Consider the following 19502-nt stretch of genomic DNA (forward strand, 5'->3'; position numbering starts at 1 on the left):
GTTTTGTCGTAAAAATCTCCGCAATATAGGGGAATTCTACAACAAGAAGTAAGACCTAAGTCATAAAGATTTGTTAAGATTGTGGAAACTGAACAAGGATTTTATCCACAATAACCTGAGCCAATTTTTCTTTACTCTGAATTGTCCAACCTCCAATATGTGGTGTCACAATTACTTTTTCAGAATTGAGTAGGAATTCTAAATCTTCGTTTTCGGTATCCAAATTTTCGAAGGAGGCTTTTTCAAATTCTAAAACATCTAGCGCAGCACCTTTCACTTTTCCGGATTTAATAGCGTTGACTAAATCATTAGTTTTTACATTTTTTCCTCGTGCGGTATTGACGAAATAAAAATCTTTCGCCATTCCAGAAATGAATTTCTCATCAATGATATAATGAGTTTCTTTGGTAATTGGAAGGTGAATACTTAAAATATCTGTTTCTTTTTTTAAAGTATCTAAAGAAACCTGAGTTGCGAATTCATCGCCAATATCAGCTAAGATATCATGGAAAATTACTTTACAACCAAACCCCGAAAATCTTTTGGCAACGGCTTTTCCCATGTTTCCATAACCTATCAATCCAACAGTTTTGCCCAGTATTTCATCGCCACGATTTTCCTCACGTTTCCAAATTCCATTTTTTACTTCTTGGGAAGAAATGAATAATCGGTTCATTAAAATGAGAAGCATTCCTAAAACATGTTCTGCTACAGAATCACGATTTCCTTCGGGTGAACTAATCAACGCGATTCCGGATTTTTTTGCAAATTCAACATCAATGTTTTCCATTCCCGCGCCGACTCTTGCAATGAACTTTAAATTTTTTGCGTGTTCCAGAAAGTTTTGGTCAATGGGAATTCTACTGCGAATAATAATTCCATCGTAATTCTCGATTTTTTTTAAAACATCTTCATAAGTTGATGTGAAATCTTCTTCAAACAAAAATCCTTTCGCAGAAAGTTGTTCAGTAATTAACGGATGATTTTTATCGAGAAGTAGGATTTTCATATTTTTAAATATTAGTGCCCATTAGTGTTAAAGAATTCGTGCAATTCGTGTTTAAAGTATTTGTTTTTTTAATTACTAAACAATTTCTTTAATTCCACAGAATCTGCTGCTTTCATTCTGCCGGAAAGAATTAATGAAAGTTCTTTTCTACGCAAGGCAGCATCAAATCTTTGTATTTCTTCTTCGGACTCAGGTGTCATTTTCGGAATTGGAATTGGTCGGTTGAATTCATCCACCGCTACGAAAGTGTAAATTCCAGAATTAGTATGAATTTTTTTCTGATTGATCGGATCATCTAACCAAACATCTACATAAACTTCCATCGAAGTTGAGAACGCTCTTGAAACTTTAGATTCCAAAACCACAATTCCTCCTTCTGGAATTGGATGATCAAAAGATACGTGATTTACAGAAGCGGTTACCACACGTCTTTCGCAATGTCTTGCGGCTGATATTGAGGCGCATCGATCCATCTTTGCTAAAAGTTCACCACCAAAAAGATTTCTCAAAGAATTCGTTTCGTTCGGTAAAACGATATTGGTCATTATGGTTAGCGATGCTAATGCGTTCTTGGTTTTTTCCATTGTGTTTTTGAATATTTTTTTGAACTCCATTTTTTAACTGGAGCTTTTATAGGTGCAATTGCTTTTTGTAAAGAATCATTTTTGATAGAATCCATAGCAAGTTGAATTGCGTTAAGTGAATCTATTTTTACAGAGTCTATTTTAATTGGCGTTACTTCTTTTTTTGGTGTTTCGTTTTTAAAGGATTTCTGGCCGAAAATCATTTCCGGTTGAGTAACTCCGAAGTAGGTAAGTCCCAAAATTCCGATAATCATAGGAGTAATCCAGTAGAATGATTTACTTAATTGATAAGAATTACCACTTTTATTTGGACTGTTTTTAATTTCTGAAATATTGATTTCTTCTAATCCATAAAAATCAGCAGACAGATTTTCAGCTCTGTTTCCAGAAAAAATCATCTTGCTGTCTTCTAGGAAAAATGTTCCCAAATTTTCTACCGAGACTTTTTTCTCTTTATGAAGAGTTGCATTCCAATAATTAATTTGCTTTTTGATTTCGATTTCTGCATCGATGAGCGGAATATTTTTTTGCGTGGAAAGAAAATTAGCAAAATCATTTCCGTTTCCCGAAACATCTGTTTTGAAGGCTACTTCTGCGCCGGGAGGTAAAATGTTTTTCCCCTCTTTATCGAGCACAGCATTAATGGTGTGCAAATAAAAGGTACCAAAACCAGGAAGGGAAACGCTTCCTGGTTTTTTTAGAAATTCGAGAAGAAATAAATGAAAATTCATACTGTGGCAAATTTATGATTTTTGATTGGTTTTATCAAAAATAATAAAGTTTGTAAAATAGGTGAGGTTTTCTGGAATGGAGATTTTTATTTTCGTGTTTTAATTTGACTTTCATTTCCGTAATTGTTTTTTTTATCTAAAACAAAACTGCTCCACAAAATCAATTATGGAGCAGTTTTTCTGAAAAAAAATATCAATTATATAATGAATGTGTTTCTCGTATTTATTTAAATTTCAAACTCATGCCGAACATGAAATTGGTTCCAGCCTGTGAAAAATAGAATGGATCTCCATCATAAACAAAACCGTTATTCACATATTTCTGGTTAAAAATATTATTAACTAATAGTTTGAAATCAACTTCAGTTCTTTTCAGGTTTAAAGTATATTTCGCATTGAAATCGGTTAGGAAATAATTACTTAATTTTAAATTCTCCTGATTCGTGTTGTCTAAGTATTGACGTCCAACATATTGATTTTGAAGTCCTAAACTGAAATTTGATGTTGGGGAATAATTGACTAAAATATTTCCAATAACATTCGGTGAAAATGAAATCGGTGTGTTTCCTAAGTTTTCGAATCCAGTCGCAGTTTCATTTTTAAAATCTCTATTTTCATTTTTACTTAAAGTGAAATTTCCAGAAAGATTCCAGTGATCAGAAAGTTTTGCCAACGCTCCAACTTCGATTCCCATTCGATAACTCTTTCCAGAATTAACTCTGATGAATTCGCCGATATCATTAATCTGTCCATTCAAAACCAATTGATTCACATAATTCATATAATATAAATTGGTAGTGAAAGAAATTGCGCCGAAAGATTTTTCTAAACCTGCTTCAAAATCGTGAAGTTTCTCTGGTTTAATTTCTGTGTTTGCAAAAATATCATCCCGATTTGGTTCACGATGTGCGTGAGCATAGGAAAAGAATAATTTCCCTGAATTGATTTTATAGTTAACGCCAAATTTAGGATTAAAGAATAACCAGTTTTTCTCAAGATTTACACCTTCATTATCACCTTGCTGAATGATTTTTGTATCGTAATTAATGTGTCTTAATTGTAAATCGCCATACAATTCAAATTTATTCAGTGTAACAATTGCTTTTGCAAAACCTGCAAACTCATTTTTTACTGAATTATTTCTGTAATATTCATGTTCGAAAATCTCAGGAAAATAAACGCCGGAAACATTTCCATAATGTTTTCCTTCATATTGATTTCCAACGATTCCAAAATTTAAATCGAGATTTTCAAACTTTCCATAAAGCGTAGAAACTCCGCCATAGAAATCATTATCCAGCCATTTTTTGCGGATGAAATTTGTCTTTTTAATGGTTTGATTATCAACGGTTAAGTTCGGTAAATTGTATTTTGAAAACTTAGCATCTTGTTTATAATTTTCATAATAACCTTTTCCTTTGGTATAATGAAAAGTAGTTTCTAAATTCCAGTGATCATTAAAGTTTTGTTCCCAAAGTAATTGGTAATGATTTTGTCTGTAATTGTCGGTTTCGTTGTCATAAAAGCCAATTATGTTTTCCCAATTCGTATCATAGATTGCGCCCGAATTATTGAATCTGGGATTGGTTTCCCAGGTATTTCTGTCAATCGCATTCCAGGCTTGATAGGTTTGTTCTTTTCCTCCAAAAGCTAATAATCTAATTTTGGTTTTGTTTTCTTCGAAGAGTGCTGAAAAATTATAAGAATCTAAATCTGAAAAAGCACGGTCAATATAGCCATCAGAATGAATTTTCGTATATCTTCCCAATACCGACAATCTGTCTTTCCAGAATTTTCCGCTTCCAATTTCTGCGGAATATTTATAGGTATTAAAAGATCCGTAAGCGTTGTCTGATTTTACATAAAACTCTTTTTCCGGATCTTTCGAAATAACATTCACACTCGCTCCAAACGCCGAAACTCCATTAGATGAAGTTCCAACACCACGCTGAATAATAATTTGTGAAGCCGAACTCGCCAAATCAGGAACGTCAACAAAGAAAGTTCCCTGACTTTCTGAATCATTGTACGGAACGCCGTTCATCATTACATTAATTGCCGTGCCACCAACGCCACGAATTCTAAATCCGGTGTAGCCAACGCCATTTCCAGCATCGGAAGTGGAGATGACCGACATTTGGTTCTTCAATAAAATTGGCAAGTCCTGCCCGAGATTTTTTGAACCTAAATCTTTTTCAACGTTGATGATTTCTTTGGTGACCGGAAGTCGTTTTAGGAAACTGATGCTTTCAATTTCCTTTGTTTTGATGGTGTCTTGCACGGTGTTTTGTGCAAAGTAGAATGGACCTGCGACAAGTCCTAAAAAAATAAATCCTTTCATTCTTTTAATTTTTAAGATTAATTGAATAAAAGGGGCGAATTTGATTAGTAATAAGTAATTGGCAATAAGTAATAATCATTTCTGATTATTCATTGTTCATTCCTTATTTTAATTTCCCTAAACAGCATTACCTGTTCCAGGTTCATTGGGTTTAATCTCAGCTTTTCACAGCACCCCTTTAATTTCTGGATGCAAAACTATGAATTTTTTTTCAATATTCCTTGTTGTCAATGTCGATATAATAATAGTTTTTACCATCTTTCGTCACTTCAAACAATCTACCCAATTTCCAACTATAGTTTCTTTTGATATCTTCATATTCAAAAGGAATAATTATGTTACTATTTACATCGATAATCCCAAATTTATCATTTCTGACCGCTATAATCATTGGGTTTTTTAAATCGTCTCCTTCCAAAATATGAAGGTATTCGAACTGTGGGTAAATCGTGAATTGTCGGTAATCTCCGGGATTTTCAAATTTTGAATCTTCAATAATTCCGTAAGCTTTATTCAAAATATAGGCATGGAATAATTGTGCTTTAAATTGCGGCGGACAAATTCCTAAATCTTCATCTTTAAATTGATATACTCTTTTTCCAGTCATGTCAATTCTGTAATCCTCACCATCAAGCCGAACGGAAGAATAATCTTTGGAACCAAATTTTTGAACTTTAATATTGGGAGAATGCAACAGATTACAATCTTCGGTGAAAAATCCAACATTGCTATAAATAGGTTGAATAATGACTTTTCCTTTTTGATTTATAAATCCAGATTTTCCATTTTTTTTGTAGGGAATAAGAGCGGGAATAGAATCGTTTATTTTAATTAAATCTGAATTAATTGAAGGAGCAATTGTTTTTTTAACAACAATTTTTTTAACAGTGACTTTTTTATTAATCGGTTTTTTCTGCGCGAAAACAACCATTGAGAAACTTAACAAAAATAAAGTCAAAATATTTTTAATCATATCTTTTAAATAGCTTGTAAAAATAGGGTTTTATAAATTCCGGAATATAAAGAAAGCGATTACCACTATAAAAACAATAATGACAGAAGTTGTTCCAAATAAAAACTGTCTTGTTTTTGGTAAACGCTCTTTTAGTTTGGTTTTGTACAGCAATAATCCAGTTACAGCATACGGCAGAGAAAGCACGAGCAAAGGATTGTAAGCAAAGGCACTTTTGAAATTAAGATGTAACAATTCGTGAGTGGCTCTTTGTGCACCACAACCGGGACAACTTAATCCGGTCGCACTTTTAAATATACATTTCGGGAAGAGTTGATAAAGAGTAGGGTTGTAAAAATAGTAAAGCAATCCTCCCAGTATTAGAAGGATAAGGTAGATGCTGTAATGAATGTTTTTTTTGACCACAAATATTTCTAAATTCAATGATGAACGGATAAAGCTCGTTCTTTTCTGGGCGTGTAAATTTTAATCTTTAAAAATAAGAAAATAGAAATAAAAAATCATATTTATATTTATTCTAAATGACTTAAAGACGCTTAAACTTAAAATAATTCGTATTTTTGACTTTCTAAAAAAGATAATAAAAAACCAATAGATATGACTTTTGACATTGATATGATTAAGAAGGTGTATGCGCGTTATCCAGAAAGGATCGAAGCGGCTCGTAAAGCTGTGGGGAAACCGCTTACTCTTGCAGAGAAAATTCTTTATACCCATCTTTGGGAAGGTAGCGCAACGACGGCTCACGAACGTGGAAATTCTTATGTGGATTTCGCACCAGATAGAGTAGCAATGCAGGATGCAACCGCACAGATGGCTTTATTGCAATTTATGCAAGCCGGAAAATCAAAAGTTGCTGTTCCTTCTACCGCACACGCTGATCACCTTATTCAGGCGAGAGTTGGTGCTGCGTCAGATTTACAGGAAGGTATTAATAAAAACTCGGAAGTATTTAATTTCTTGAGTTCTGTATGTGATAAATATGGTATTGGTTTTTGGAAACCAGGTGCTGGAATTATTCACCAGGTTGTTTTAGAAAATTATGCATTCCCAGGTGGAATGATGATTGGAACCGATTCTCACACTGTAAATGCAGGTGGATTAGGAATGGTTGCAATTGGTGTTGGTGGAGCAGATGCTGTTGACGTAATGGCGGGAATGGCTTGGGAGCTTAAGATGCCAAAGTTAATCGGTATTAAGTTAGTTGGAAAATTAAGCGGATGGGCTTCTGCAAAAGATATTATTTTAAAAGTTGCCGGGATTCTTACTGTTAAAGGAGGAACTGGATGTATCGTAGAATATTTCGGTGAAGGAGCAAAATCACTTTCTGCAACTGGAAAAGGAACGATCTGTAACATGGGTGCTGAAATTGGAGCAACTACTTCTACTTTCGGATATGATGATTCGATGAGAAGATATTTAGCTGCAACCGGAAGACAAGATGTCGTAGATGCTGCTGATGTAATCGCTGATCACTTAACGGGTGATGCTGAAGTATATGCAAATCCAGAATTATATTTTGATCAAGTTATCGAGATTAACTTGGATGAATTAACTCCACATTTAAACGGACCTTTTACACCAGATTTAGCGACACCTGTTGCTGAATTCCATGAAAAAGCAGTAGCGAACGGTTGGCCAATCGAAGTAGAATGGGCATTGATCGGTTCTTGTACGAACTCTTCTTATGAGGATTTATCGAGAGCGGCTTCTATTGTTGAAGATGCTTTTGCGAAAGGGGTAAAACCAAAAGCAATTTTAGGAATCAACCCAGGTTCTGAGCAAGTGAAATTCACTGCTGAGAGAGATGGTTTCCTGGATTCATTTAGAAAATTTGAAAACGCAAGAATCTTTACTAACGCATGTGGACCTTGTATCGGTCAATGGGATAGAGAAGGTTCTGATAAAGGAGAGAAAAACTCAATCATCCATTCTTTCAACAGAAACTTTGCGAAAAGAGCTGATGGAAATCCAAATACACACGCTTTCGTAGCTTCACCAGAAATGGTTGCTGCAATTGCAATTTCTGGGAGATTAGATTTTAATCCAATCACAGATACTTTAACGAACGAAGCAGGTGAACAAATTAAATTAGACGAACCAAAAGGTTTTGAATTACCAGAAAAAGGTTTTGCAGTTGATGACAATGGTTATCAAGCGCCGTCTCAAGATGGTTCTGCTGTTCAGATTGCGGTAAGTCCAACTTCTGACAGACTTCAATTGTTAACTCCTTTCCAACCTTGGGATGGACAAAATATTACCGGTGCTAAAGTTTTAATTAAAGCTTTCGGAAAATGTACCACCGACCATATTTCTATGGCAGGACCGTGGTTGAAATACCGTGGACATTTAGATAATATTTCTAATAATATGTTGATTGGCGCGATCAACGCTTACAATATGGAAACCAACACCGTGAAAAATATTCTTACAGGAGAATACGGTGAAGTTCCTGCCGTAGCAAGAGCTTATAAAGCGGCTGGCGTTCCAACAATTGTAGTTGGCGACGAAAACTATGGTGAAGGTTCTTCCAGAGAACACGCAGCTATGGAGCCAAGACATCTTGGTGTTTATGCAGTCTTGGTAAAATCTTTCGCTCGTATCCACGAAACGAACTTGAAAAAACAAGGAATGCTAGGTTTAACGTTTGCTGATAAAGCTGACTATGATAAATTCCAGGAAGATGATACCATTAACTTCTTAGATTTAGCTCAGTTTACTCCAGGGAAACCGTTGACTTTAGAATTGGTTCACGCCGATGGAACTAAAGATGTTATCTTAACAAACCATACTTACAATGCTCAACAAATCGATTGGTACAAAGCAGGATCTGCTTTGAACTTGATCGCAGCTGAAGCAGCGAGAAATGCATAATCAGTTCAGATTACGATATAGAAACCGCTCAAGCAATTGGGCGGTTTTTTTATTTGTTATTTTAAAAAGTATCTTATTGTAACTTTTCTGAGATAATGTTGTCTAATAGCATAGAAATTCATTTATGACCAAAAAACTATCCTCTGCAGTTATTGCCTTACTATTTACTCAACTTTACTTTTCACAGGAAAACCCAAATTCTCCAACCAAGGAAAAAGAAATTGAAGGTGTGGTAATCACCAAAACTAAAAAAGCCGTTGAACAAAAAGCAGATCGAACAATCTTTGATTTTTCGGAGCAAGAAAGCCTAAACACAGGATCTGCGATGGAAGGCATTAAAAAACTTCCAGGTTTAGTCGCTACCGATATCGCTGGAATGATGTATCAGGGAAAAATGCTTGCGGTTTATCTGAATGGTCGTCCTTTAAATATTTCCAGTAATGATCTAACATCGTTCTTAGAAGGAATGCCAGCAAACTCTATTGAGAGAATTGAGGTCATTACGCAGCCCGGTGCAGAATTTCCTGCTTCTTCAGGTGGTGCAATTATGAATATCATCACCAATAAAAATGCAAATAAATATTTAACAGCAACCTACGCCGGGAATTATGCCTTTACTAATGAAGATCAATTCCGCAGTAGAACGAATAATTCATTAAGCTTAAATGCCAGAAATAAATACTTTGGATGGCAGTTGAGAGTTGGTCAAAGTTATCGTGAAAGTGAAATGAACAGCAATCAGGATAATCTGGTTTTCTCCAGCACTGATAGAATTGCCCTCGGAACTTTTGCAAAAGCCGGAGTTACTTTTGATTTGGGAAATGATAAATTATTATTGAATTACGACGTTTATAACAACAATAATGATAACGCTACTTTAAGCGATGGATCCTATTTGTTGTCGAGTAAGGTTCTAAACAAATATACTGCATTAGATGCGGCAAAAACAAATTCACTTCGTCAGGAAGCAGTTGTTACTTATCAAAAAAGATTTGATGATAAGAATAAAAAATTGGATTTCCAGGCGGGATATACACGGTCGGATAATGAGTTCTACCAAGATAATATTTACAATAATTCAACCTCTTTTGGAAACCAAAGTTATGGCAGACTGCTCGATAATAATTCTGTGATGCAGGTTTCTAACTTTAAAGTTGATTTCTCTCAGCCATTGAAAATTTTAGATGAAGGAAAAGTAAGTTTCGGCGGATTGTATGAAAATCAGATTTTCGATACCGAAAGTAAAGGTATTACGAACCTCGAGTATCAAAGAAATACCGCATCTACTTATTTAGAATTTCAGGCAAAATTGAAAAAATTTGATTTTACTTTAGGAACGAGAGCCGAAAATTATGACATTTCCGGAACGACCAGATTAACAGATTCAAATGGGATTTTGCAGGAAGAAGCATTGATTCCTTTTAATAAATTCAAATTATTCCCCAATGCAAGTATTCAATATAATTTGATGAATCAGGTTTATCTGGCTTTAAATTATAACAAGAAAATCACCTTGCCGAGTATCTCTTCCCTGAATCCAAATAACAATACTTTTACTGGACCCAATTCCTCGATGACGGGAAATCCGTATTTACAGCCGACGATTTTTGATAATTTTGAAATTAAACTTTCGGCCTTTGATTATGCTTTTATCGGTTATAACGTTTCGTCTATCGATAATCAAGTTGCGCAAATACTTTCGAGAGATGGTGACGTTATTGAAAATAAGCAGGTGAATATTCCGAACATGAGAATTCATAATTTCAATATTGGAATGCCGATTCCATTTATGATTTTTACAAAACCTTTCAGTGAAATAATGAAGATGAATTTTAATCCAGATAAAATTAATTTTCTTTACGTTTATGCAGGTTATGTAAAACATGAAATTAAAGAAATCGACCCGAAAGGAATGTTTATTCTAAATTTAATGGCGCAGGTAATGTTGCCTTCCCAAATTAGAATGACTGCAAACTATAATGTATTGTCAAAGAAAGCAGGCTTCTATTATTTTGAATCTGAACGTCCCTTTAATCAACAGGTAGATTTAACTTTTACAAAGAAATTTCTTAATGATCAATTAACGGTTTCAGTTTTTGGTAAAGATTTATTTAATACCCAAGTCACCCAACTTCATTCGAAGCCATTGGAAGGAAATAGTGTTTTCCTTTATAATAAAACTGATACGAGAAATTTTGGTTTCTCTGTCAATTATAAAATTCCGACTAAAAATAAATTGGCAAAAGAGGACGCTAATATTTTAAAGCAAACGAATCAAACTGATAATAATGGTGGTGTTGTTCAACCTGTGCCATAACTTATTGAAAATAAAAAATGCCCTGCAAGTTTTGCGGGGCATTGTAATATTTAAAATAATCGTGATTCGTTAATTTTGATTAAGTAAAGCAATATTCAAAGATGCGTTAATTAAATCAGCAGTTCCTCCGTCAGAATAAATATATAATCTGAGTAAATCTCCTTTATTAAAATAGGCAATTCTGGTATAGAGCATGGTCCATCTTTGGGTACCTGGATTTGTTTGCCAAATACCATCTGGATTATCTGAATTTGATGTGTTAACTGCCTGAAAAATATTTCTGGAGCCAAAGCCATCAGCAAGTCTGATGGTGGATTTTATAATATACGTTCCACTGACAGGAACGGAGTAGGTGTAATTGGTGCTATCCCAAACTCCTCCCCCTAGGTTTTCCCCCATTTTTTTTAAGGGAACTGTATTAAAGGCACCTTGTGTAATCGATGCATTCTCACCTAAAGATGCTGTAAATATTACAGATTTTGGAACAACGCTTTCCCATAGCATACCATTAAAATAATAATAACCAGTTGCGGTTACCTGTGCTGTAGGTGAAACGGTAGAGCCTCCTGTAAGATCAGTGACATAGATCAGTGCTCCTTTTTGAGTAGCTGAGTAACTTGTTTTCGCATTAAGTTGCGCCAATGTTATTCGGGGAGGAATGAGACCGTCAGCTTTTGTTACATCGTTAGGAGTTCCAACTATATCAAATGTAGCTTTAGGATTTGTTGTGTTAATACCTACATATTGCGATTTTGCGAACGCTACTGTAAGCATGCACAGCAATAATAAAAAATTCTTCATAAAAAGTTCAATAAAAATTTGGCTGCAAAGCTATGCTAAAAATAGTATTTAAAAAAATAATTTATCTCATCCCAAAAATTATTAAAAATCAGTTTTTTTTAAACCAAAATGCAAACTGGAAAGTTATTATAAAATAGATCAGACCTCTACTATGGGTCGTTAATAAGTTGAAAATGAGAAGTATGATTAAGGCATTGCTGTGAATCTTATATTATCGGAGACAGTATAATTTGAATTTTTTAAAGGAAATAAAATTTCTGGGAGCAGAAAATTTAATCTTCACACGCTTTCCAAACAGGATCATTCTGAGGAACTGGTGCCGTAATGGTTAGTTTTTCTAATGTCACAGGATGAATGAATTCTAACCTTCTCGCATGAAGATGAATTCCACCGTCTGGATTAGAACGTGGTGAACCATATTTTAAATCTCCTTTAATCGGAACTCCAATTTTTGATAATTGCGCGCGGATTTGATGATGACGACCCGTTTCTAAATCAACTTCTAGTAGCTGAAAGTTATCTAAAGTTTTGATGATTTCGTATTTAAGGATCGCTTCTTTCGCACCTTCTGTAGGTTTTATGAAAACGGTGGATTTATTGGTTTTTTCGTTTTTCTGAAGATAATTAACCAATCGCTGACTTTTCGGAATTTCAGTTTTAGGAACAACAGCCCAATAGGTTTTTTTGATTTCACGATTTTTTACCATCTGTGTCAAACGGGAAAGTGCTTTCGATGTTTTCGCATAAATCACCAAGCCAGAAGTTGGTCGGTCGATTCTATGAACCAAACCAAGAAAAACATTTCCAGGTTTTTGATCTCTTTTTTTAATGAAATCTTTAATCAAATAAAGCAAAGATAAATCGCCGGTTTTGTCGCCCTGAACGAGTTGTCCGACTTTTTTATTAATAACTAAAAGATGATTGTCTTCGAAAACGATTTGTTCTTGCATGATTGAAATTTACGAACTGCAAATTTAAGATAAAAAACCTCGAAACCTCGAGGAAGGTCAGATGATTTGTTACGAATTAATATAGTTCTTAAAAAATATTTTCTGTGAATCAAAAGCGATATCTTCTAAATTAATCTGATCTTTTTTAACCCAAATAGTTTCAGAAATTTCTGATAACTCTAAATGCAATTCCAGTTTTTCAGAAACTTCGTATTCATAAAACAAATCGATGGTATTGTAAAGGATATTTTTATACTCGTAAGTATTCGGTAAACTAGCGAGATATTTTAATTGAGAAATATCAACTTTGATATTTAGTTCCTCAAAAAGTTCTCGAACACAAGTTTCTTCAGCAGATTCTTTTGGATCTACAAATCCGCCAGCTAAATCCAGTTTCCCTTTTTTAGGTTCTTGATTTCTTCGGGTAAATAAAATTTCTTCGCCGTGTTTAATAATGACCGCAACTGCTCCAGCGACATTGTGAAACAGTACATAATCGCAATTTGAACAACTCCATTTTTTTTCATCATCCCATTGTAGAGAAGAATTTCCACATTTCGGGCAAAATTTTAAATCGCTCATACTGCTTTATTTCTCGGGTGATAATTAAGAATGACGTCGCGCAATTCTTCATTTTTCAAATGGGTGTAGATTTCAGTTGTGGTGATACTTGAATGTCCTAGCATTTCCTGAATATATCTTAAATCGGCGCCATTTTGTAAAAGATGAGTGGCAAAAGAATGTCGGAAAGTATGTGGTGAAATCTTTTTGCTGATGCCCGCTTTTTCAGTCAGTTCTTTAATAATGATAAAAACAATTACTCTGGACATTGAAGAACCTCGACTGTTTAAGAAAACAATGTCTTCATGCTTTTTGTTGATTTTATTTTTAGAACGAACGGTATTGATGTATTCTTTAATTAAAGTTGAGGTGAACTTTGCTAAAGGAACAAACCTGGATTTGTCTCCCTTTCCTTCAACTTTTAAGTAAGATTCTTTAAAATTAATATTGGAAATTTTTAGATCGATCAATTCAGAAACACGTAATCCACAGCCGTAGAGAACTTCGATCATGCAGTGATTCCTTTTGCCTAAATCAGTAGTAATATTGATTGCTCGAGTAATTCTTTCTACGTCTTCAAAACTTAACGTATCAGGAAGGTAGAGTCCTAATTTTGGACCTTCCAGCAAAGTCGCAGGATTGTCTTCCCTAACTTCATCTTCAACCAAGTATCTAAAAAATGCTTTTATGGAAGATATCCATCTTGCCTGAGTTCTCTCACTAAATTTTTGTTTAGAAAGTTGGAAAAGATATTCTTGAATATTCTCGTAAGTAATTGTTAATGGACCTGTGTTTTCAAGGTTGAATTCCGCAAAATCTTTGAGTTTTTTGATGTCTCTTAAATAAGCGTCTATTGTGTTTTCGGAGAAGTTTCGTTCAAATTTTAAAAAAGTTTCAAAGTCTTTAATTTTTTCATTCCAAGTCATCATTGTGTGTTTGTGTTTTTTTTTTTTATTTTAAATCATCATCAGGGATTTGCAAAATTTCAATTCCGTGATTTTTTAGAAATGCTATTCCGTCATTATCTTTGTAATCATCAACATATACGAGTTTTTTTATCCCTGCTTGTAGAATAAGTTTACTGCATTCTTTGCAAGGAGATAAGGTAAGATATAGCGTAGCGTCTTTCGCTGATTGTGTTGAGCCTGCCAATTTCAATATTGCATTTGCTTCTGCGTGAAGAACGAACCAGTGTGTTATCCCGTCGTTATCTTCGCAGCAGTTTTCAAATCCCGATGGCGTACCGTTATAACCATCTGAAATAATCATACGGTCTTTTACGATGAGCGCTCCTACTTGCTTGCGTTTGCAGTAGGAAAGTTTTGCCCATTCATTTGCCATTTTTAGATAAGCAATATCAAATTTTGTTATTTTCAAAAAATTATTTTTTAATTAAAATAGGACTAATTATTTATTTAAAAAGAGGGTTTTCTTTTTTCTAAAAAAGCAGCAACGCCTTCTTTTTTGTCTTCCATTTCAAAGAGTTCACCAAAAGCTTTTATTTCAGTTTCAAAACCCTGATCAGTATCAGATTGATTAACTGCTGCAATTGCTTTCGAAATTCCCATCGGAGAATTATGAGCAATAATATTTGCCAACTCTTTTGTTTTAGGTAAAAGTTCTTCTAAACTAAAAACTTCGTTTACTAAACCGATTTCTTTTGCACGTTGCGCCGGAATCATTTTAGCTGAAAAAATCAATTCGTTCGCTAGACCTTTTCCAACTAATTTAGGTAAACGCTGCGTCCCTCCGTAACCAGGGATTAATCCTAAAGTTACTTCTGGCAATCCTAATCTTGCGTTTTCTGAGGCGTATCTAATGTGACACGCCATCGCTAATTCTAAACCTCCGCCTAATGCAAAACCATTTACAGCTGCAATTACGGGTTTGTTAAGGTTTTCAATTTTGTTAAAAAGGATATGTTGTCCGTTTCTGGCTAACTCTTCAGCAGCAGCAGTTCCGAAATCTGAAAACTCTTTGATGTCAGCACCAGCGACAAATGATTTTTCACCGCTACCTGTAAGAATAACTGCCCTATATTTTGAATCAGCAGCAACTTCGTCTAAAACCTGACTCAATTCCAAAATGGTTTTCGCATTGAGTGCATTTAAACTTTGTGGACGATTAATAGTAATTATCGCCGTTCTTTGATCTGTTTCTAAAACTATATTTTCGTAAGACATCTTATTTCAGTTAAATATATTTATAATCTGCAACTTAATCAATTTTTCTCATTTTAATAGAATGAATGCAATACTATTTTTATGAAAAGTATCTGATTGTCAAGGAATTTCTTATTTAGTTGAGTGACTCATCATGTTTGAATCAATATTAACTTGTAAACCCATCGCGATTTTCATTCCTAATTCTATGTTTGCCCGAAAGAAATGACATAATTGACGATTAATAATTTCATCTTTTTTCGGTCCTGTAATTCCGTTCATCGAAGAAATGATATTGTATACCAGGTTCTTACGGTCTGTTTCGTTCATTGCTTTCGTATAAAGTAATCCAGGTTGGGTGTAATGATCGTCATCATTTTCGTTTCGGTTAAAGTTCGCAACATGATTGCTGTCTAAATCTTCTTCGAAATTTTTGTAATCTGGTGAAGGTTTAATTTGATCGAAACTGTTTGGATAATAATTCGGTAAATCTTGATATTGACTTGAATCTGCCATTGCGCCATCTCTTTGGTAATTGTTTACCATAAAAGGACAACGGTTGACTTCCAACAAATGCGAGTTGGCACCAACTCTGTATCGATGAGCATCAGCATAAGAGAAGAGTCTACCTTGCAACATTTTATCCGGTGAAAAACTAATTCCATTAACTAAATTGCTCGGTGAAAAAGTTGATTGTTCTACATGAGCGAAATAATTAACCGGAATTTCATTAAGTTCCATTTCACCAACTTCAATTAAAGGGAACTCGTCTTGAAGCCAAACTTTGGTAACATCAAAAGGATTCCAGCGAAATTCTTTTGCATGTTCAGCGGTCATCACTTGTATATAAAGAGTCCATTTTGGAAATTCTCCCGCTTCTATGGCGTTCATTAAATCTTCTTGTGCGAAATCAGGATTGTTTCCTTTCATTTTTACAGCCTCATCGTGCGTAAAGTTTTTAATTCCTTGTTTAGATTTAAAATGAAATTTCACCCAAACTCTTTCGTTTTGAGCATTAATCATTGAAAAAGTATGAGAGCCAAAACCATGCATATGTCGATAACCAAACGGAGTTCCGCGATCTGACATTAATATTAAAACTTGATGAAGAGATTCTGGGTTCAAACTCCAGTAATCCCACATCATGGTCGCACTTTTCAGATTTGTTTTTGGCAGGCGTTTTTGGGTGTGAATAAAGTCAGGAAATTTCTTAGCGTCTTTAATGAAAAATACCGGTGTATTATTTCCGACCAGATCCCAGTTTCCATCTTCGGTATAAAATTTCACCGCGAAACCTCTAGGGTCTCTTTCTGTATCTGCACTTCCTCTTTCGCCACCAACGGTTGAGAATCTTGTAAATATTTTACAAGAGTTTCCTACTTTAGAAAAGAGGTTGGCTTTCGTAAATTGCGAGATATCATGTGTTACGGTAAATGTTCCATAAGCACCAGTTCCTTTGGCGTGTACCACTCTTTCCGGAATTCTTTCGCGGACGAAATGAGCCAAATTTTCCTGTAAGAAGAAATCCTGTAATAAAACCGGTCCTCTTGGTCCTGCGGTTTGCGAATCCTCGTGGTCATAATAAGGGATTCCGGCGGAGTTGGTTAGTTTGTTGTCGCTCATTTTTGCTGATTTTAATAAACCTCAAATTTATTTAAAAATAATCACAATTCGGCAAAATCTAAGTATATTTGACAAAGACTAAAATAACCAAATGAACATTCAGCAACTAGAATATCTTATCGCAGTAGACAAATATAAACACTTTGGCAATGCCGCTCAAGCTTGTTTCATTACGCAACCGACCTTGAGTGCCATGATTCAAAAATTTGAAGATGAATTGGATGTGAAAATTTTTGACCGAACTACTCACCCAATTAGAACAACCGATGTTGGAATTCAAATTATATTAGAAGCTAAAAAAGTAGTTGACGCTATCAATGAATTAAGAAGTAAAGCGAATTTGCTTAATAATGTGTTGGCCGGTAAACTTAATTTAGGGATACTTCCTACAATTTCAGGTTATATTTTACCCACCGAAATTTTTGACTTTCTTAAAAATCATCCTAAGATCGAACTGAATCTAAAGGAGATGACGACCGACAATATTATTAAGGCTTTAAAAACGGGCGAGCTCGACGCGGGAATTATTTCGACACCTTATTCTGCAGCAAATGAATTTTATCATGACTTTCTATTTAATGAAGAACTGATGATTTATTCCTCAGAAGACAGTAATGTTGAAAAGAAAGATAGTTTCGTAGTTCCGGAAGATATTGATGTGCAAAAAGTATGGCTTTTAGAAGAAGGAAACTGTTTGAGAACACAATTTGAAAATATTTGTGAATTAAAAGAAAACACGGTAAAGCCTAAAAATCTGGAGTTTGTGGCTTCTAATATTAATACGTTAGTTCAGCTTGTAGATAAATTAGGTGGAATTAGTATTTTGCCGGAACTTGCGGTAGAGCAGTTAACCGATCAGCAAAAACAAAAAGTAAAAAGATTTAGAGCACCTTTCCCTTATCGTGAGATTTCTGTGATTTATTATAAACCGACTTACAAGCAGAAGATCTTAGATGAGTTGATTGAATTTATTTCATCGTCGTTGAAGAATAAACTTAATTTTAATAAAAGCCCGGAAGAATTTGTTGGAGTAAAACCACAATAGTTTTTAACTTCAAAATAAATTTTGTGCTTTAATAAATAGTATCTAAATTTGCATCAATAATTTACGAGAGGAAAAATTTGTACTGATTGCAACCTCATTAAAAAATGCTAAAACCGAATTTCTCTTTTAGTTCCTATTGCAATCACCCATTTTTCTTCTATTTTTTTAATTAAAAAAACAATAGAAATATGTCTTATTTATTTACCTCTGAGTCGGTATCCGAAGGACACCCAGATAAAGTGGCTGATCAAATATCTGATGCCTTAATTGATAATTTCCTGGCGAATGATCCCACGTCAAAAGTAGCGTGTGAAACATTGGTAACAACCGGACAAGTAGTTTTGGCAGGTGAAGTAAAGTCGAGCGCTTACCTTGATGTTCAGGATATTGCCCGAAGAGTAATTAATGGAATTGGCTATACTAAAGGAGAATACATGTTTGCTGGTGATTCTTGTGGAGTTATTTCTGCGATTCACGAACAGTCTTCTAATATTAATCAAGGAGTAGATCGCGCTCATGAAAATGACGATTTCGAAACGAAAGCCAACTTACAAGGAGCGGGAGATCAGGGAATGATGTTTGGTTACGCAACCAATGAAACTGCGAACTACATGCCATTGGCATTAGATCTTGCTCACACAATCCTGAAAGAATTAGCGGTTTTAAGAAGAGAAAGTGACGCTGTGAAATATCTTCGTCCAGATGCTAAATCGCAGGTAACAATCGAATATTCTGATGATCACAAACCGGTTAGAATTGATTCTATCGTAGTTTCTACGCAGCATGATGATTTTGGAAGTGACGAAGCGATGTCAGCAAAAATAGAAAAAGACATGATTGAGATTTTGATTCCGAAAGTGAGAGCAAAACAATCGAAAGAAATTCAAGATCTTTTTAACGATAAAATTAAATACCATATCAATCCAACAGGTAAATTTGTAATCGGTGGTCCACACGGAGATACAGGTTTAACTGGTAGAAAAATCATCGTAGATACTTACGGTGGAAAAGGAGCTCACGGTGGTGGTGCTTTCTCTGGAAAAGATCCATCAAAAGTAGATAGAAGTGCAGCTTATGCTGTTCGTCACATGGCGAAAAATTTAGTTGCTGCAGGAGTTGCAGATGAGATTTTGGTACAGGTTTCTTACGCAATCGGTGTTGCAGAACCTTGTGGTTTATATGTTAACACTTATGGAACTTCAAAACTAGGTTTACACGACGGAGAAATCGCGGAAAGAGTACAGAAGATTTTCGATTTAAGACCTTATGCGATTGAGCAAAACTTGAAATTGAGAAATCCAATTTATCAGGAAACTGCTTCTTATGGACATATGGGAAGAGAACCTTATGTTGCTGATAAAACCTTTAGAAGAGCAAATGGAGAAGAGTTTACCGTTAAGGATTTAGAATTCTTTACTTGGGAGAAACTCGATAAGGTTGAGGAAATAAAGAAAGAATTTAATCTTTAGAAAATATATAGAACTGCTTTTTCAGAAATGTTAAAGCAGTTTTTTTTACCTTTATCCCCAAT

The 19502-nt window shown here is 34.6% G+C and carries 17 protein-coding genes and 1 riboswitch; of the genes, 4 read left to right on the plus strand and 13 right to left on the minus strand.

Annotated features, from left to right (window positions below; translation table 11 throughout):
* Positions 1 to 73: 73 nt before the first annotated feature.
* From Q73A0000_RS13615 to Q73A0000_RS13640, 6 genes are all read right to left on the minus strand, one after another.
* Complete coding sequence (locus tag Q73A0000_RS13615) at positions 74 to 1009, minus strand: 2-hydroxyacid dehydrogenase (RefSeq protein ID WP_193811482.1); 936 nt, start codon at positions 1007 to 1009, stop codon at positions 74 to 76.
* Between the two features lie 68 nt (positions 1010 to 1077).
* A complete protein-coding gene (locus tag Q73A0000_RS13620; RefSeq protein WP_193811483.1) occupies positions 1078 to 1593 on the minus strand; it encodes an acyl-CoA thioesterase in 516 nt (171 codons plus the stop codon).
* Positions 1569 to 2324, minus strand: a complete 756-nt coding sequence (locus tag Q73A0000_RS13625) for a hypothetical protein (RefSeq protein WP_193811484.1) — start codon at positions 2322 to 2324, stop codon at positions 1569 to 1571. Before Q73A0000_RS13625 ends, Q73A0000_RS13620 begins: the two co-directional genes overlap by 25 nt.
* A 223-nt stretch (positions 2325 to 2547) precedes the next feature.
* On the minus strand, positions 2548 to 4665 hold the full coding sequence (locus Q73A0000_RS13630) for a TonB-dependent receptor (protein ID WP_193811485.1): 2118 nt from the start codon (positions 4663 to 4665) through the stop codon (positions 2548 to 2550).
* A gap of 95 nt (positions 4666 to 4760) precedes the next feature.
* Positions 4761 to 4853: riboswitch (TPP riboswitch) on the minus strand.
* A gap of 23 nt (positions 4854 to 4876) precedes the next feature.
* Positions 4877 to 5638, minus strand: coding sequence for a WG repeat-containing protein (locus Q73A0000_RS13635; protein WP_193811486.1), 762 nt, complete (start codon positions 5636 to 5638; stop codon positions 4877 to 4879).
* Positions 5639 to 5668: 30 nt separating this feature from the next.
* Complete coding sequence (locus Q73A0000_RS13640) at positions 5669 to 6061, minus strand: DUF2752 domain-containing protein (RefSeq protein WP_208458783.1); 393 nt, start codon at positions 6059 to 6061, stop codon at positions 5669 to 5671.
* A 174-nt stretch (positions 6062 to 6235) separates the two neighbouring features.
* Here Q73A0000_RS13640 and Q73A0000_RS13645 point away from each other — a divergent pair, with 174 nt between their 5' ends.
* Positions 6236 to 8512, plus strand: a complete 2277-nt coding sequence (locus Q73A0000_RS13645) for an aconitate hydratase (protein ID WP_193811487.1) — start codon at positions 6236 to 6238, stop codon at positions 8510 to 8512.
* Positions 8513 to 8636: 124 nt separating this feature from the next.
* Positions 8637 to 10829 (plus strand): outer membrane beta-barrel protein, encoded by a 2193-nt coding sequence (locus Q73A0000_RS13650; RefSeq protein WP_193811488.1) that lies wholly within the window; start codon positions 8637 to 8639, stop codon positions 10827 to 10829.
* A 69-nt stretch (positions 10830 to 10898) separates the two neighbouring features.
* Here the strand turns inward: Q73A0000_RS13650 and Q73A0000_RS13655 are convergent, their stop codons facing one another.
* The 7 genes from Q73A0000_RS13655 to Q73A0000_RS13685 form a co-directional block, all read right to left on the minus strand.
* On the minus strand, positions 10899 to 11603 hold the full coding sequence (locus Q73A0000_RS13655) for a hypothetical protein (RefSeq protein ID WP_193811489.1): 705 nt from the start codon (positions 11601 to 11603) through the stop codon (positions 10899 to 10901).
* Positions 11604 to 11902: 299 nt separating this feature from the next.
* Positions 11903 to 12583, minus strand: a complete 681-nt coding sequence (locus tag Q73A0000_RS13660; protein WP_193813732.1) for an RluA family pseudouridine synthase — start codon at positions 12581 to 12583, stop codon at positions 11903 to 11905.
* A 66-nt stretch (positions 12584 to 12649) separates the two neighbouring features.
* Entirely contained in the window at positions 12650 to 13162 is a 513-nt protein-coding gene (locus Q73A0000_RS13665; protein ID WP_193811490.1) for an NUDIX domain-containing protein, read from the minus strand.
* A complete protein-coding gene (xerD, locus tag Q73A0000_RS13670; protein WP_193813733.1) occupies positions 13159 to 14067 on the minus strand; it encodes a site-specific tyrosine recombinase XerD in 909 nt (302 codons plus the stop codon). Before xerD ends, Q73A0000_RS13665 begins: the two co-directional genes overlap by 4 nt.
* 25 nt (positions 14068 to 14092) lie before the next feature.
* A complete protein-coding gene (locus Q73A0000_RS13675) occupies positions 14093 to 14482 on the minus strand; it encodes a deoxycytidylate deaminase (RefSeq protein ID WP_244140858.1) in 390 nt (129 codons plus the stop codon).
* A gap of 74 nt (positions 14483 to 14556) precedes the next feature.
* Entirely contained in the window at positions 14557 to 15324 is a 768-nt protein-coding gene (locus tag Q73A0000_RS13680; RefSeq protein ID WP_193811491.1) for an enoyl-CoA hydratase/isomerase family protein, read from the minus strand.
* A 111-nt stretch (positions 15325 to 15435) separates the two neighbouring features.
* On the minus strand, positions 15436 to 16926 hold the full coding sequence (locus tag Q73A0000_RS13685) for a catalase (protein WP_193811492.1): 1491 nt from the start codon (positions 16924 to 16926) through the stop codon (positions 15436 to 15438).
* A 91-nt stretch (positions 16927 to 17017) separates the two neighbouring features.
* Here Q73A0000_RS13685 and Q73A0000_RS13690 point away from each other — a divergent pair, with 91 nt between their 5' ends.
* Positions 17018 to 17971, plus strand: a complete 954-nt coding sequence (locus Q73A0000_RS13690; protein ID WP_193811493.1) for a hydrogen peroxide-inducible genes activator — start codon at positions 17018 to 17020, stop codon at positions 17969 to 17971.
* Between the two features lie 188 nt (positions 17972 to 18159).
* Positions 18160 to 19440 (plus strand): methionine adenosyltransferase, encoded by a 1281-nt coding sequence (metK, locus tag Q73A0000_RS13695; protein WP_193811494.1) that lies wholly within the window; start codon positions 18160 to 18162, stop codon positions 19438 to 19440.
* Positions 19441 to 19502 lie beyond the last annotated feature (62 nt).

The organism is Kaistella flava (ex Peng et al. 2021), assembly GCF_015191005.1.
GTDB classification, from domain to species: domain Bacteria; phylum Bacteroidota; class Bacteroidia; order Flavobacteriales; family Weeksellaceae; genus Kaistella; species Kaistella flava.